15 protein-coding genes are annotated in these 14,548 nt (G+C 71.2%); 6 read left to right on the forward strand and 9 right to left on the reverse strand.

The annotated features are described in order from the left end of the window. The first annotated feature begins 80 nt into the window (after positions 1-80). Positions 81-236 (forward strand): hypothetical protein, encoded by a 156-nt coding sequence (locus ACWDZ7_RS03030; RefSeq protein WP_451794300.1) that lies wholly within the window; start codon positions 81-83, stop codon positions 234-236. Positions 237-369: 133 nt separating this feature from the next. Here ACWDZ7_RS03030 and ACWDZ7_RS03035 read toward each other — a convergent pair whose 3' ends face one another. The 3 genes from ACWDZ7_RS03035 to ACWDZ7_RS03045 form a co-directional block, all read right to left on the reverse strand. Continuing rightward, positions 370-873 (reverse strand): hypothetical protein, encoded by a 504-nt coding sequence (locus ACWDZ7_RS03035; RefSeq protein WP_451794301.1) that lies wholly within the window; start codon positions 871-873, stop codon positions 370-372. A 393-nt stretch (positions 874-1,266) separates the two neighbouring features. Beyond that, entirely contained in the window at positions 1,267-2,028 is a 762-nt protein-coding gene (locus tag ACWDZ7_RS03040) for a MerR family transcriptional regulator (RefSeq protein ID WP_451794302.1), read from the reverse strand. Between the two features lie 223 nt (positions 2,029-2,251). Beyond that, entirely contained in the window at positions 2,252-2,971 is a 720-nt protein-coding gene (locus ACWDZ7_RS03045) for a phosphodiesterase (protein WP_451794303.1), read from the reverse strand. 131 nt (positions 2,972-3,102) lie between these two features. On the opposite strand from ACWDZ7_RS03045, the gene ACWDZ7_RS03050 reads away from it, so the two are divergent. After that, positions 3,103-3,636, forward strand: coding sequence for a hypothetical protein (locus tag ACWDZ7_RS03050; protein WP_451794304.1), 534 nt, complete (start codon positions 3,103-3,105; stop codon positions 3,634-3,636). A gap of 66 nt (positions 3,637-3,702) precedes the next feature. On the opposite strand, the gene ACWDZ7_RS03055 is transcribed toward ACWDZ7_RS03050, so the two are convergent. Continuing rightward, positions 3,703-4,527 carry a cytochrome c oxidase assembly protein gene (locus tag ACWDZ7_RS03055; RefSeq protein WP_451794305.1) on the reverse strand — a complete coding sequence of 275 codons (825 nt, stop codon included), beginning with the start codon at positions 4,525-4,527 and terminating at the stop codon, positions 3,703-3,705. After that, positions 4,524-4,916, reverse strand: coding sequence for a DUF2243 domain-containing protein (locus ACWDZ7_RS03060; protein WP_451794755.1), 393 nt, complete (start codon positions 4,914-4,916; stop codon positions 4,524-4,526). The genes ACWDZ7_RS03055 and ACWDZ7_RS03060 overlap by 4 nt, the downstream gene beginning before the upstream one ends. A 364-nt stretch (positions 4,917-5,280) precedes the next feature. Between ACWDZ7_RS03060 and ACWDZ7_RS03065 the strand changes: the two genes are divergently transcribed. From ACWDZ7_RS03065 to ACWDZ7_RS03075, 3 genes are all read left to right on the forward strand, one after another. After that, complete coding sequence (locus ACWDZ7_RS03065; protein ID WP_451794307.1) at positions 5,281-6,477, forward strand: alcohol dehydrogenase catalytic domain-containing protein; 1,197 nt, start codon at positions 5,281-5,283, stop codon at positions 6,475-6,477. A gap of 62 nt (positions 6,478-6,539) precedes the next feature. Further along, positions 6,540-7,553 (forward strand): SDR family NAD(P)-dependent oxidoreductase, encoded by a 1,014-nt coding sequence (locus ACWDZ7_RS03070; RefSeq protein ID WP_451794308.1) that lies wholly within the window; start codon positions 6,540-6,542, stop codon positions 7,551-7,553. Between the two features lie 84 nt (positions 7,554-7,637). Beyond that, on the forward strand, positions 7,638-7,964 hold the full coding sequence (locus ACWDZ7_RS03075) for a plasmid stabilization protein (RefSeq protein WP_451794309.1): 327 nt from the start codon (positions 7,638-7,640) through the stop codon (positions 7,962-7,964). A 154-nt stretch (positions 7,965-8,118) separates the two neighbouring features. Here ACWDZ7_RS03075 and ku read toward each other — a convergent pair whose 3' ends face one another. Both ku and ACWDZ7_RS03085 read right to left on the reverse strand, forming a co-directional pair. Then, a complete protein-coding gene (gene ku / locus ACWDZ7_RS03080) occupies positions 8,119-9,042 on the reverse strand; it encodes a non-homologous end joining protein Ku (RefSeq protein ID WP_451794311.1) in 924 nt (307 codons plus the stop codon). 89 nt (positions 9,043-9,131) lie between these two features. Further along, complete coding sequence (locus ACWDZ7_RS03085; protein ID WP_451794312.1) at positions 9,132-10,004, reverse strand: hypothetical protein; 873 nt, start codon at positions 10,002-10,004, stop codon at positions 9,132-9,134. Positions 10,005-10,141: 137 nt separating this feature from the next. Between ACWDZ7_RS03085 and ACWDZ7_RS03090 the strand changes: the two genes are divergently transcribed. Continuing rightward, the gene (locus tag ACWDZ7_RS03090) at positions 10,142-11,191 is read left to right on the forward strand and encodes a glucose 1-dehydrogenase (protein ID WP_451794313.1); all 1,050 of its coding nucleotides are present in this window, start codon (positions 10,142-10,144) and stop codon (positions 11,189-11,191) included. Between the two features lie 40 nt (positions 11,192-11,231). Here ACWDZ7_RS03090 and ACWDZ7_RS03095 read toward each other — a convergent pair whose 3' ends face one another. Next, entirely contained in the window at positions 11,232-12,419 is a 1,188-nt protein-coding gene (locus ACWDZ7_RS03095; RefSeq protein WP_451794314.1) for a metallophosphoesterase, read from the reverse strand. Positions 12,420-12,540: 121 nt separating this feature from the next. Next, positions 12,541-14,445 carry an ABC transporter ATP-binding protein gene (locus ACWDZ7_RS03100; protein ID WP_451794316.1) on the reverse strand — a complete coding sequence of 635 codons (1,905 nt, stop codon included), beginning with the start codon at positions 14,443-14,445 and terminating at the stop codon, positions 12,541-12,543. Positions 14,446-14,548: the final 103 nt, after the last annotated feature.

Consider the following 14,548-nt stretch of genomic DNA (forward strand, 5'->3'; position numbering starts at 1 on the left):
GGCGGCGGTCAGCGCGCCGCCCGCCGCCCGCCGCGAAGGACGCCCGCGGCGCGCGCTCCAGCAGCACGGGAAGCAGCAGCATGCTGCTCATGCTGGCCACGTGCAGCTTGACGGAATCGGCGGTGAACACCCGCAGCCGCTCCGGCCCCGGCAGCGACCCGATCTCCGCATTCAGGCTGATCGAGGTCAGCGGCACCAGCGCGCTTGCGGTCGCGGCGATGACCGCCACCTCGTAGAGGCTGCCGCTGAAGGCGAACGCGGCCAGCAGAAGGCCCCTCGCCGTCCACGCCAGGCAGTATCCGCCCGGGAACCGGCCCGGCAGGGACACGTTCCCGGTCAACAGGTTGCCGACCACCGCGCCGATGCCCATCACGGACAGCACCACCGCATACGCCCGGCGCCGGCGTGCACCTGGCTGGTCAACCAGATCGGGATGCCGATGGTGAGCACGGTGGAGAAGAACTCCTCCACGCCACTGAGCGCGAGCGCACATCCGATCCGCGGATGGGCTCGCAGTACTGCGAAGGCCTGGGGCGCCTCCCTTTCCGCGCCCGGGTCCGCGTCGCCGCCCGGAGTCTGCGCCGCCTTCGCGGGCTGGGGCACCATATGGCGGCCGAGCCAGGCGAACGCCACTGCGGAGACCGCGAAGGTCGCGGCGTCCAGCGGGAACAGCTTCTCGGCGGGCATGAACGTCAACAGCACCGCGGCCGATCCGGGGCCCAGGAACCAGGTGAGCCGGTTGAAGATATCCATCAGCCCGGTCAGCGCGTCACATGTCCCGATCAGGATGATGACGACCAGCACGCCCGTCAGGCCGAGTGACTGCCACAGCCACGGCATCGCACCCACGATGACCACCTGCACGGCCTCCACCGCAGCGAGGGCCCGGAAGGCGGCGAAGCGCGCGATCAGCTTCCGGCCGAAGGCCCCGATCAGTTGAACCGAATCGTGTATGAGTGCGCGCAACGGGTGGGCTTGGCGCAGTCGCAGTCGCAGTCCTTGAAGAAGGACCCCATGCCGCGGGCGAGCTGTCGGGCCACGTGTCGAACCTTCCGAGCGGGAGCGGGGGAAACCATGCACAGTGGGGTGTGCAGAGGGCGGAAGGTCAGCAAGCGGAGACAGGGCTGCGACGCATGCTGACCCCTTACTGACCGAGGGGCCCTACATGACGCCCCTGACCTGCGCGAATGTCCAGATGCTAAACCGGCAAGTGGCCCGACCCGGTCAGGGCCGCCACACCCCCGTGGCGGCGGCCCCGGTCCCGGCTCAGCGCAGCTGGGTCGCGGCGTACGCCTCGATGGCGGCCCGCTGGTACGCGGCCAGGCCCGGCGCGATCGACTCGTACACCGCGTACCAGTGCTCGTTCTCCACGCAGCAACGCCCGATCGCGCGGTACTCCTCGGCGGTGGCTGCCCGGCTCTGGGCCAACGTCCGGTACTGGGCGTCGATCTCGACCTGCACCGCGTCGGCGTCAGCGGGCAGGCCGGTGGCCAACAGCTCGGCCAGCCGGATCATCTGCGCCGTGCGCTCGCGCTCGTCGGCTTCCCTCTCGGCCTCGCTCAACGCCGAGGTGTGCCGCTCGATGGCCCCGGCCAGCTCCGGGAAACCGTGCAGGGCCCTCATGCACTGGGCGGACCGGATGCCCTCGAACAGGTTCTCCGGTCGGCTGATGCTGATCATGTCTGTGCCGTCCTTCCTGGACCGCTCCAGTTCGGTGATCGTGCGGGCGACGGTGCCGGCCAGCGCATCCAGCCGGGCGCGCTCGGCGAGCAGCCGACGGTAATGGCCCCGCAGGGCCTCCAGCTCGTCGACCTGCGCGGCCAGGATCCGGCCGATCTCAGGCAGTCCCAGGCCCAGCGCCCGCAGCACGAGAACCTGCTGCAGCCGCAGCAGTTGGCGCTCCTCGTAGTAACGGTGGCCGTTGGTCCCGATCCAGGCCGGCGGCAGCAGGCCGACCTCGTCGTAGTGCCGCAGTGTCCGGGCCGTCACACCCGACATCCGGGCGACCTCCGCGATCGGCCAGGCCATCGCCGCCTCCCTCACACGTGCTTCACCGAGCCGGAATCTCCGGCCCTGCTCAGGACGGTAGAGGCTTCCGCTGCGGCAACTTCAACCCCAGCTCCCAGGCTCCCAGGCCGCGCACCTATCGGCGACCGCCGGGACGCTGCGAACCAGTGCCGAAGTGGCGAAGTGGCGAAGTGGCGAGTCTTCTCAACCAACGCGTCTTGTGTCGTACCGTGCCGTTCCGCGCCTACAGCGGTCCGCTTCGCGTCGTCCGGCCATGGCGGGAACCGGCGTACGCGGCGGTGCGCAGACCGCGGAAGCGTGCCGTCGGGTGGAGTCGGGGCAGGCTGCGGGCGTAGGGGTCGTAGGACACCGTGTCGCGGGCAGCGGTGTCATGGGCCGCTACGAGCGTGAGGGTGGCGAAGGTGCGCCAGGTTTCGTCGGCGGCGGCTGCCCGGAGGTCGAAGTGGATGGGACGGCGGGCCACCGTCTGCCGCAGCGTCGGCAGTGCGCTCCCCGTCGGGCCGGCCGTACCGGGGACGGGGAAGGCCGCCAGCACCCGGAGGCGGCCGCCCACGCGGTAGGACAGCAGGGTGGAGTACGGTCCCGCCAGTGCCCGGGGTCGTGGGAGCGGCAGGTGGCGGCCGAGGCGGCCTGAGCCACTGGATGTGAAGAGCAGGTCCAGGGCCGTGCCGGGGCCGTCTGCGTCGGTGACGCGGACGGCCAGGCCCAGGCCGTCCGGCAGCCGCCCGGGCAGGCCCAGCGCACGGGACCAGCGCACGGTCACGTCGTAGGAGCCGGGCCGGTCCAGCCACGGCACGGCCCACTCGCCGTCGGTGGTGCCGGGCACGTCGAGCGTCCCCGAGCAGAGCACTCCATGCGGGTGCAGCGCGGGTGCCGAGCGGCGCCGGGCCACCCGGCCGGCGATGCGCTGAGCGACCGCGTCCAGGTCCAGGTCCAGGATCACGCGGGGCACCTCACCGATTCGGGGCTGGGCTGGCTGTCTCTACCCTGGCACGCGACCTTCGGCGTCGCCCGGCGAGTTCCGAGACGCCCCGGGAAGGTGTGCGCCCAGAAGGTCCGCGGTACTGGTGGAGCATGATGAAGCGCGCACTATGGCAGGGCCTGGTCGCCGGTACGGCCGGAGTGGCCGTCATGACGCTGGGCGAGAAGGCGGAGCAACGGCTGACGGGTCGCCCGGATTCCCACGTACCCGCACGCACTCTGGAACGGCTGATCGGTATGCGGGAGTACCCGGGCCGCCAGCCCGTGCTCGTGAATCTGGCCATGCACGTGGGGCAGGGGGCCGCGCTCGGCGTGCTGCGGTCGGTGATGGCGCACGCGGGGCTGCGCGGGTCGTGGTCCTCGGCGCAGTTCGCCGTCGTCCGGCTCACCAACGACCAGATCCTGGAGAACGCCACCGGCGTCGGCGCCCCGCCCCCGACCTGGCCCCGCCGTGAACTCGTGATCGACCTGCTCCACAAGACGGTGTACGCCTTCGCCACGGGCGCGGTCGCAGACGCTCTGGCCGCGCGCTCGGGCCCCGGCCCCGGACAGCGTCACGCCGCGATGCGCCCTGGCCGTCACGCGGACGTGGGACCGCTGCCGCGCGGCAGCGGTCAAGGGCTTTAAGGGCCTGAAGGACTTCAAGGCTGTAAGGGCTGTAAGGGCTGTAAAGGCTGTAAAGGCTGCAACGGGTCATCGACAGTGGGTCATCGGCACGGGCTCTCGGCCTCCTGCCGACCTACCGACCCGGCGGGCGCGGCGGGCGCGGCGGCCCGTGGCCGCGTACCACTGGACAGCGAGGACCGACGCGATCGCGCACTCGACCACGTCCCCGCCGTAATACATGACCTGTGCGCCGAGCCGCAGGTCGCTCGCGCCGAAGTCGGTGCCGGGCGGGCCGACCGCGTAGAGGCTCTTGGCGAGGACCGCGTGGGCCGTGCCCGCGGCAAGCAGGGTCACCGCGCGCAGCGGCAGGCCGGACCGGTGGCGGACGGGGTCGAGTCGGCAGATGGCGAAGGCGAAGAGCAGTCCCGCGGCCAGCAGGTGCAGTTCGACGAAGCCGCTCAGCAGGGGGCGGTGATGCGTGACGGACAGGAGATCGGTCCGGTACAGCACGAACAGGCCACCGATGTCGATCACCGCGGCGACGAGCGGAAACAGCAGCCATCCCGCGAACCGCGAGTGCGCCACGCCCAGCAGTCCTCGCCGGACGGAGCCGGGCGGAAGGACGCGCAGCGTCAGGGTGAGCGGGCGCCCGAGGACGACCAGGACGGGCGCGGCCATCGCGACGAGCAGGTGACGGGCCGAGTGAGCGGTGAACGGACCGCCCGGCAGCCATCCGCACAGGCCCCAGACCAGGGCCGCGCTCCCGGCGGCGAAGGCGCAGTCCCGCCCCCACGGCCACGCGTCGCCACGGCGCCTGAGACGGGCTGCGGCCAGCAGATACGCGGCGCAGAACGCGACACACGCGACGGCCGCGGTCGCGGTGGTGGCGGTCGGCGGAGGTCCGGTCGTCACGACGGGCGTCGGCCGTGCCGGGTGGCGCGGACGGTCAGCCACAGGCCGACGAGCAGCAGCACGAGGCCCGCGAGGTTCCAGGCCCAGTCGTAGGGCGTCACGTCGACGCCGTAGCGGATCTGGTGCAGGCGCAGCAGCTTGTGGTCGACGACCCCGTCGAAGAGCTGGAAGGCCCCGAGGCCGAGGAAGAAGCCGCCCCGGGCGTGCGCGGGCGACAGGGCGCGGCGGCGCCGCAGGTCCGCGAAGAGGAAGAAGCCGGCGACCAGCGCCAGCAGTTCGGCGGTGTGCAGCAGGCCGTCCGACACCAGTCCCGCGCCGGAGGTGGAGCGGTCGTAGAAGTGGTGCCAGTGCAGGATCTGATGGAAGACGATCTCGTCCACGGCCGCCATCACCGCGGCGCCGATCAGCGCGCACGCGAGCAGCGACCGACGGGGGTCGGCGCGTCCGGCGCGTCCGGCACGTCCGGGATCCGCCCACTGGTCACGGTTCCGGGTCCTCACGGTCGGCGTCCGCCTTTCTCACCGGGTCGGCTGACCTTCATCGACTACCCCGCGAGGCGGTGCGGGCACCCCCGATTCCCCCGAACGCCGCGCTGCTGTTGGCAGCCCCCCACCGCGGTGCGTTTGCTGGAGGACGAGGTGCGCGCCGCGTCACGGTCGATTCCGCATGACGCCGTCCGCCCGGGGAACCCGCGTGCCAAGCCATTGAACACCCCGGAGAGCTACCGGCAACAGCTGCCACGAGGAGAGAGTCATGCGGGCACTGACGTGGCACGGCAGGCGCGACGTGCGGGTCGAGACCGTACCGGACCCCGTGCTGAAGGAACCGACCGACATTGTCGTCCGCGTGACCTCTTCGGGCATCTGCGGTTCGGACCTGCACCTGTACGAGGTGCTGAGCCCCTTTCTGGACGCCGGTGACATCCTGGGCCACGAGCCCATGGGCATCGTCGAGGAGGTCGGCTCCGGCGTGACGGAGCTGGCGGTCGGTGACCGGGTCGTCGTGCCGTTCAACGTCTCGTGCGGCGACTGCTTCATGTGCGACACCGGACTGCACTCCCAGTGCGAGACGACGCAGAACCGCGAACAGGGCACGGGCGGCTCACTGTTCGGCTACACCAAGCTGTACGGGCAGGTGCCCGGCGGGCAGGCGGAACTGCTGCGCGTGCCCTTCGGCAACACCCTTCCCATCAAGGTTCCCGAGGGCCCGCCGGACGACCGGTTCGTGTATCTCTCCGACGTCCTGCCGACCGCGTGGCAGGCCGTGGAGTACGCCGCGATCCCTCCCGGCGGCACCGTGACCGTGCTCGGTCTCGGACCGATCGGACTGATGTCCGCCCGCATCGCCCTGCACCGCGGGGCGAGCCTGGTGGTGGGCGTCGACCTGGTTCCCGAGCGGCTGAGCCGGGCCTCCCTGGACGGTGTGAGGGCGCTGGATCTGCGCCGTCACGGCAAGGACATCGGCGATGCGGTACGTGAACTGACCCAGGGGCGCGGCACGGACGCCGTCATCGACGCCGTCGGCATGGAGGCCCACGGCGCGGGCACGCCGCTGGTCAAGGCGGCGCAGTGGGGCGTGGGGATGCTGCCCGACGCCGTCGGCGCGAAGGTCATGGAGCGGGTCGGCGTCGACCGCCTCGGCGCGCTGTACGCGGCCATCGACATCGTCCGCAGGGGCGGCACGGTCTCCCTCGCCGGTGTCTACGGCGGGGCCGCCGATCCGCTGCCGCTCCTGAAGATGTTCGACAAGCAGATCCAGCTGCGCATGGGCCAGGCCAACGTCAAGCGCTGGGTCGACGACATCCTGCCGCTGCTGACCGACGACGACCCGCTCGGTGTCGACGGGTTCGCGACCCACCACCTTTCCCTGGAGGAAGGCCCCAACGCGTACGAGACGTTCCAGGCGAAGGAAGACGGAATGATCAAGACGCTGCTCCGACCGGGCCTGTGATCCGGCCGGGATCGGATCGCGTTCCGGTCCTTACCGAGCAGCCGACTACTGAGGAGTCCGTAGTGCGCGAGGCACCAGCGGCCCCCCGTCGGGGCGCCGACGATCTCAGCGGGCGCTCGGCCGTCGTGACGGGCGGGTCGCGAGGCCTGGGCCTCCTGATGGCCGACCGTCTGACCGCGCGCGGCTGCGCCGTCACGCTCGCCGCGCGCGACGGCGACGAGCTCGACCGCGCCCGCGCCATGCTGCTCCACCGCAGGCCGCGGGCGAGGGTACGTACGGCGATCTGTGACGTACGCGAGCAAGCGGACGTGCACGATCTCTTCGCCGCCACCAACGAGGCGTGCGGCGGCGTCGACCTCGCCATCGCGAACGCCGGCATCATCCAGGTCGCCCCGTTGGAGACCTTGCGGGCCGAGGAGTTCGACGACGCGATGCGGTCGATCTTCTACGGCGCCCTGCACACGGCGCTGGAAGCCCTCCCCCACCTCAGGGACAGCCCCGGTGGCGGCCGGCTGGCGCTGATCTCGTCCGTCGGCGGGCTCCTCGGCGTTCCGCACCTGCTGCCCTACTCGTGTGCCAAGTCCGCGGTCGGGGTCCTCGCGGAAGGGCTGCGGGCCGAGACGGCGGGAAGCGACGTGAGCGTGACGGCCGTATATCCCGGCCTGATGCGCACGGGATCCCATGTGCACGCCATGTTCGACGGCGCGCAGAGCCAGGAGTACGGGTGGTTCTCCACGCTGGCGGGCACCCCGCTGGTGTCCATGAACGCGCGGCGCGCCGCCGAGCGGATCGTGCGGGCCACCGTCCGGCGCCGCGTCCGTCTCGTGCTCACCCCGGCGGCGCGCGCCGCCGATCTGGCGCACGGGATCGCCCCGGCGACGACCACACGGCTGAGCGGTGTCGCCGCGCGGTTCATGCCCGACGCGCCCGCCCGCCGTCGCGGGCTGCGCGAGGGCAAGGACATCGACCCGCCGCGGGGGCCGGTGGCCGGCACCGTCCAGCGCGCCGGAAGCGCGCTGAACGAGCGGGCCGCCGACGCCTACAACGAGCGGAACCAAGGCACCGGTGGGGTGTGAGTCCGGCACCCACCTGGGTACAAGGGGGTCGAAACCGGGCAATGCGACCGGGCGACAGGACGCCCGAAAAGAATCGAGGTCATCATGCCGGCTGGATCCAGCAACAAGCGTGAGCGTCAGTACGAACACATCAAGGACAGCGCCGAGGACCGCGGCGCATCCAAGGGCCGCGCCAAGGAGATGGCCGCCCGCACGGTCAACAAGGAGCGGGCCCGCTCCGGTGAGTCCAAGACGGCGAGCAAGACGTCCACGAAGGACCCGAAGTCCGCGTCGCAGCGCGGCGGGGAGCGCTCGCACAGCGGCGCCCAGGGGCCCACGAAGGACCAGCTCTACGAGGAGGCCAAGAAGAAGAACGTCGACGGCCGTTCCTCGATGAGCAAGGAGGAGCTGAAGAAGGCGCTCGGGCACTGAGCAGACGCCGAAACGGTGTGTCCGCGGCGGGTTTCACCGCTGCGGGCACACCTTTCTGAGTGCGCTGAGTGCGCTGAGTGCGCTGAGTGCGCTGAGTGCGCTGAGCGCCCTGAGCGCCCTGAGCGCGCGACCGGGCTGCCGTGCCGCGCCACGTTCACGCCGCGGCGTTCCGCTTGTCGAGTGCTTCGATGAGCTGGTCGCGGTTCATCTTCGAGCGGCCGGGGATCTTCGCGTCGGTCGCGCGCTGGTAGAGGTCGCCCTTACTCAGCTGGGTGAGCGACGAAGTGCCTTCCCTCGAACGGTTTCGCTCGACGCTCTTCTTCAGCGCCGACATGAGGTCGATGACGTTGGTCGCCTCCGGCGGACCCGCCTCGCTGACGACCTCCCTGCCCTCGCGTTTGGCCTCGACGAGTTCCTTGACACGCTCCTCGAACGTGTCGCGGTAGTCCTCGGGGTTCCAGTCGACGCTGAGGGCCTCGATCAGCTGCTGGGCGGTCTTCAGCTCACGGTCCGCGACCTTGGGGCTCCGGCCGGGCAGGACGTCCAGTTCGCGGACGGGGTCGCGCACCTCGTCGGCCCAGCGCATGGTGTGCATGACGAGGACCTTCTCCTGGGCGCGCAGTGCGGTGAGGTACTGCTTGCCGCGCATGGTCAAGGTGGCGATGCCAGCCTTGTTAGACCGCTCCAGGGCGGCGCGCAGCAGCTCGTACACCTTCACGTACTCCTTCCCTCGCGGCCCTACGTAGTAAGTCCGGTCGAAGTAGACGGGCTCGATGTCGTCGAGGTCGACAAAGCCCGCCATGTCGACCACCTTCGACTTGCCCGGGGCGATGTCGTCCAGCTCTTCGGGCTCGACGACGACGTACTCGCCCTCCCCGAGGTCATAGCCCTTGACGATGTCTCCGCTGTCGACCTCCTTGCCGGTGCGTTCGTTGATCCGCTTGTACCGGATGCGGTCGCCGGTGCCCCGTTCGAGCTGGTGGAAGTGCACGGTGTGGTCCTCGGTGGCCGTGAAGAGGCCGACGGGAACCGTGACCAGACCGAAGGTCAGCACGCCGCTCCAGATTGCTCTCGCCATCACCCATCGCCTCCTTTGTCGCCACGGTGGTCATGATCTTCACCGTCGGTCAGCCGGTCAGCCGGTCAGCCGGTCACCCGGTCACCCGGTCAGCCGGTCAGCCGCTCGACCAGCGCGGCGGCGGTCTCGGCCCGGCCGGTGGCCTCGCGCACCGCGCGGTCGGCCGCGCGCGCCCGGTCCCGCGCCTCGTGCTCCGCGGTACGGGCCCGCCGGTGTCGGTCCTCGGTGCTCTCGCGTTCCCGCGCGAGTTCTTCGAGGTGCCGGCGAAACTCTTCCGCCAGATGTGCGGCCTCCTCCGCCTCGCGGTCGGCTACCGCCAACTCCTCTTGACACTCCCGCAGTTGTCGCTCGGCCTCCTCGGCGTCCCGGCGGGCCCGGGACAGCTTCTGGCGCCGCCGCTCCTCGGCCGCCGTGTCCCGCTCGCGGCGCGGCGCCTTCGCCGGGGCCCGTGGGGCGGCGGCCTGGCGCCGCGGGGTGGTCTCGGCGGCGACGGAGAAGTCCGTGGTGGCGTCGAGCGACTTGGTCAGCCGCCCCGCCGCCCACGCCTGGGCGGCCTTGTCGTCGGCGAGGACCGCGTGCAGGGTCTGTTCGACCTCGCGCTGGGCGTCCTCACTGATCGGGTGACCGGCCTCACCGGTGAGCTGCTTGGCCTGCCTGGCCAGGGCGTTGATCAGCGCGTGCTGCTGACGTGACAGCTCGCGCAGCCGCTCGCCGTCCAGGCCGCGGTGGGCCTGGCGCAACCCTTCACCCAATTGGACCAGCGGCTTCACTTCTTCCGGCTGCTCGCGTACGAGGAGATTACTGGCCCAGGCCGCCAGGCTCGGGCGGCGCAGGGCCCTGATCTCCTCGGCCAGGGGGCGGTCGCCGGCCTCCCGGGCCTGTGCCGCGCGCTGGTCCCGGGCGGCGGTGAACTCGTCCGGCCGCAGCCCGTACAGCTCGTCGGCGACGCTCTCCAGGTCCACGGGCGCCCTCTTTCGTCGTCTCCCTGGGCTCTCTCCCGGATCTCATGTCTATTTTGTCCTACTGGGTGCTTATGTGGTGATTGAACCGATGGAAGACGGGCACTCAGCAGTAGGAATACATCGACTGGGAGATGCCTATGCGTGCCGTGACCGTCCGCCCCTCGACCGCCGATTCCCTGGACGTGCGTGATGTGCCGGAGCCGGTACCCGGCGACGGCGAGCTGCTGGTGGACGGGCTGGCGGTCGGGGTGTGCGGCACCGACAAGGAGATCGTCGCGGGCGACTACGGGTGGGCGCCGCCCGGCGAGGACCGGCTGGTCCTCGGCCATGAGTCGCTGGGCCGGGTGCGCGAGGCGCCGCCGGACAGCGGGTTCGCGGCGGGAGACCTGGTGGTCGGGGTGGTGCGCCGCCCGGACCCGCAGCCGTGCGGCGCCTGCGCGCGCGGCGAGTTCGACATGTGCCGCAACGGCCGCTACACCGAGCGCGGCATCAAGGAGCGCCCCGGCTATGCCAGCCAGTCCTGGACCGTGGAGAGCGACTACGCGGTCGGGCTGGACCCCGCTCTGGAGACGGTCGGGGTGCTGCTGGAGCCGACCACCGTGGTCGCCAAGGCGTGGGAGCAGGTGGAGCGGGTCGGCGGCCGGGCCTGGTTCCAGCCGCGGCGGGCGCTGGTCACCGGGGCGGGGCCGATCGGTCTGCTGGCGGCGCTGCTCGGCGTACAGCGCGGTCTTGACGTACACGTGCTCGACCGGGTCACCAAGGGCGCCAAACCGGATCTGGTCACCGGCCTCGGAGCGACGTACCACAGCGAGGACATCGCCCAGGTGACCTCCGCGATCCGCCCCGACGTGGTGATCGAGGCCACCGGCGCGGGCTCTCTGGTCTTCCAGGCGATGGCGGGCACCGCGACGTACGGCATCGTGTGCCTGACCGGCGTGTCACCCGCGGGGCGGCAGCTGTCGGTGGACGCCGGCTCCATCAACCGCGAACTGGTCCTGGAGAACGACGTGGTCGTGGGCTCCGTCAACGCCAACCTCCGCCACTACCACGAGGGAGCCGACGCGCTCGCCAAGGCGGACCGCGCCTGGCTGGAGCGGATGATCACCAGGCGCGTGCCCCTGGAGCGCGCCGCGGAGGCGTTCACCGCGCAGGACGACGACATCAAGGTCGCCATCACCCTCGACTGAGACGCGGCGCCCGACGCCATCGCTGTCGACCGGGGCCCGCTCAGACCGCCCGGGTGCGGTGGGCGAGGCGGGCCGTGCGCGTGGCGATGTCGACGGTGTACGCGTCGACGGTCATCGCCCGCTCGGAGACCCTCAGCACCATGAAGCCGTGGTCGGAGAAGTTCTGCCAGGTGGCGGGGTGCTCGAAGTGCGCCTCGCCGTCACCGGCCTTGGCGGCGGCTCCGCACACGATCTGCCGGGTTCCGCCGGTCCGGGTGGTGGGCTCCAGGATCTGCAGCGTGTGGTCGTGCCCGGACAGGATCAGGTCGGCCCGCCCGCACACCACCTCCTCGTACAGCTCCTTGAGGTGGATGCCGCTGGTGTAGTGGCCGATCTCGAAGCCGTCGTACGAACCGGCGCTGCCGTGCTTGCCGTTGTTCAGGTACGGGTGGTGGCCGAGGACGATCTTCCGGCGTGCCCGCGACGCCGTGAGGGCGCCGTCCAGCCAGCTCCGCTGTGCCCGCATGTAGGGGCCGTTCCACCGGTAGTGCGGGTCGAGCTGCGCGACGTACGAGGAGACGGGGTTGGTGTCGATGGCGAAGAACTCCACCAGCGGATCGCCGGCGCCGGCCGAGGGCAGGGCCACGTTGTAGTAGCGGCTCGGCATGTACCAGCGGGGTGAGCCCTTGGCGTAGGAGACCTCGCGGTCGCCGCGCGAGGGGTCGCCGCCGCTGCCCGGGATCAGACCGGAGCAGTCGTGGTTGCCGAGGACCATCAACCACGGGATGTCCATACCGGAGTTGGGGTCCTCGAACTTGGTGCGGAACTCCGAGTCGTGGTCGGACTCGGGGCCGTTCTCGTAGATGTTGTCGCCCAGACCGACCGCGAGGCCGACCCCTTCGGCGCGGCAGACCTCACGCGCCGCGGCGGCCACCGCGTGCTGCGCCTCCTCGCCGGTACCGGCGTCGCCGGTGAGAAGTACCGCGTACTCCCCCGAGCGGCCCGGACCGGTCGGCAGCGGGAACTTTCCGGTGCGGGCGGCCGCCGCCGCGGGGGCCCGCGTCCCGCCCGGCAGGACCGTCAGCGCCGCGGCCCCCGCCACCACACCGCCGAGCACGGTCCGCCGCCGGGGCGCCCGCATGGCCCGGACCCGCTCCCCCACCGGCCCTTCGGCGAGCGCCGGGTCCGCCCGCAGCCACTGTTCCTCCGTCATGTCCGCGCTCGGCGGTATCAACTCGTCGTCACACATGGGGGGTTTCTCTCACGGAAGGGCGTGAGGGTGGTGGGGAACCGATGAACTCCTGGTGGACGTCCGGACACGGCTCGCACCACCTCTCACGCCTCAGACCGCCGCCTCCACCTCTCACGCCTCAGACCGCCGCCTCCACGGCTCGCGCGGCGGCCTCCGGCTCCGTCCCCTTGGCGAACTGCGTGCGGTACAGCTCCGCGTACCGCCCCTCCAGCGCGAGCAGCTCCTCGTGCGTGCCGCGCTCCACGATCTGTCCCGCCTCGACGACGAGGATGAGGTCGGCGGAGCGCACCGTCGACAGCCGGTGGGCGATCACCACGGCGGTGCGCCCTTCGAGTGCCTCAGCGAGGGCTTCCTGGACGGCGGCCTCCGAGGTGTTGTCGAGGTGGGCCGTCGCCTCGTCGAGGATGACGACCCGCTGCCGGGCGAGGAGCAGCCGCGCGATGGTCATCCGCTGCCGCTCGCCTCCGGAGAGGCGGTAGCCGCGCTCGCCGACCACTGTGTCGAGCCCGTCCGGCAGGGAGTGCACGAGGTCCTCGAGACGGGAGCGGCGCAGTACGTCCCACAGCTCGTCCTCGCTCGCGCCGGGCCGCGCGAGGAGCAGATTGTCGCGGATCGACTCGTGGAAGAGGTGGCCGTCCTGCGTGACCATGCCGAGGGTCGCCCGCATGGACTCGGCGGACAGCTCTCGTACGTCGACGCCACCGATGCGCACGGTCCCCTCGTCGGTGTCGTACAGCCGCGGCAGCAGCTGCGCGATGGTCGACTTGCCCGCCCCTGACGATCCGACGAGCGCGACGGTCTGGCCGGGTTCGGCGCGGAACGACAGGCCGTGCAGGACCTCGTCGCCGCCCCGGGTGTCGAGCGAGGCGACCTCTTCGAGGGAGGCGAGGGAGACCTTGTCGGCGGCGGGGTAGGCGAAGCGGACGTCGTCGAACTCGATGGCCACGGGGCCTTCGGGGACCGGTACCGCGTCCTTCTTCTCCTCGATGAGCGGCTTCAGGTCGAGGACCTCGAAGACCCGCTCGAAGCTGACGAGCGCGCTCATCACCTCGACGCGCGCCCCGGCCAGGGACGTCAGCGGTGCGTAGAGCCGGGTGAGCAGCAGTGCGAGCGAGACGACGGCGCCCGCCTCCAGCGTGCCCTCCAGGGCGAAGTAGCCGCCGAGGCCGTAGACCAGGGCGAGGGCGAGCGAAGAGACCAGCGTGAGCGCGGTGATGAACGCGGACTGCGTCATGGCGGTGCGTACCCCGATGTCGCGCACCCGGTGGGCCCGCGCGGCGAACTCGGCGGACTCGTCGCCGGGGCGGCCGAAGAGCTTGATCAGGGTGGCGCCCGGCGCCGAGAAGCGCTCGGTCATCCGGGTACCCATGGCGGCGTTGTGGTGGGCGGCCTCCCGCTGGAGCTTGGCCATCTTCGATCCCATGCGGCGGGCGGGCACGACGAACACGGGCAGCAGCACCAGCGCCAGCAGGGTGATCTGCCACGAAAGAGTGAGCATGACGACGAGCGTGAGCAGAAGTGTGACGATATTGCCGACGACTCCGGAGAGCGTGTTGCTGAAGGCGCGTTGCGCGCCGATCACGTCGTTGTTGAGGCGGCTGACCAGCGCGCCGGTCCGGGTGCGGGTGAAGAAGGCGACCGGCATGCGCTGGACGTGGTCGAAGACGGCGGTCCGCAGGTCGAGGATGAGCCCTTCGCCGAGGTTCGCCGACAGCCAGCGGCTCACCAGTCCGATGCCGGCCTCGGCGAGCGCGATGGCGGCGATCAGCAGGGCGTAGCGCACGACGGTCGCGGAGTCGGCGCCGGAGACGATGGTGTTGACGACTTTCCCCGCCAGTACGGGGGTCGCGACGGCCAGCAGTGCGGTGACGACGCTCAGCAGCACGAACTGCCAGATGCGTCTGCGGTGGGGCCGCGCGAAGACGCCGATGCGGCGCAGCGTGGCACGGGCGAAGGGGCGGCGGTCCTGCTGTGCGTGCATGACGCTGTACAGCTGATTCCAGGCGGTGCTTTCCATGCTCATGGGATGAACGTTAAGACCTCAAGCAAACTTGAGGTCAACAGTTCCCCCGCATTCACTCTCCCGCTTCACTCTCCTCACTCCCGCCCCTGCCGCGTCTATTGAC

It is taken from the genome of Streptomyces sp. NPDC003032 (assembly GCF_053591415.1).

Coding starts and splice junctions, on each gene's coding strand:
- ACWDZ7_RS03030 (WP_451794300.1), top strand. CDS start 81: ATGCTGCTCATGCTGGCCACGTGCAGCTTGACGGAATCGGCGGTGAAC.
- ACWDZ7_RS03040 (WP_451794302.1), bottom strand. CDS start 2,028: ATGGCCTGGCCGATCGCGGAGGTCGCCCGGATGTCGGGTGTGACGGCC.
- ACWDZ7_RS03050 (WP_451794304.1), top strand. CDS start 3,103: ATGATGAAGCGCGCACTATGGCAGGGCCTGGTCGCCGGTACGGCCGGA.
- ACWDZ7_RS03060 (WP_451794755.1), bottom strand. CDS start 4,916: ATGGCGGCCGTGGACGAGATCGTCTTCCATCAGATCCTGCACTGGCAC.
- ACWDZ7_RS03065 (WP_451794307.1), top strand. CDS start 5,281: ATGCGGGCACTGACGTGGCACGGCAGGCGCGACGTGCGGGTCGAGACC.
- ACWDZ7_RS03075 (WP_451794309.1), top strand. CDS start 7,638: ATGCCGGCTGGATCCAGCAACAAGCGTGAGCGTCAGTACGAACACATC.
- ku (WP_451794311.1), bottom strand. CDS start 9,042: ATGGCGAGAGCAATCTGGAGCGGCGTGCTGACCTTCGGTCTGGTCACG.
- ACWDZ7_RS03090 (WP_451794313.1), top strand. CDS start 10,142: ATGCGTGCCGTGACCGTCCGCCCCTCGACCGCCGATTCCCTGGACGTG.
- ACWDZ7_RS03095 (WP_451794314.1), bottom strand. CDS start 12,419: ATGTGTGACGACGAGTTGATACCGCCGAGCGCGGACATGACGGAGGAA.
- ACWDZ7_RS03100 (WP_451794316.1), bottom strand. CDS start 14,445: ATGAGCATGGAAAGCACCGCCTGGAATCAGCTGTACAGCGTCATGCAC.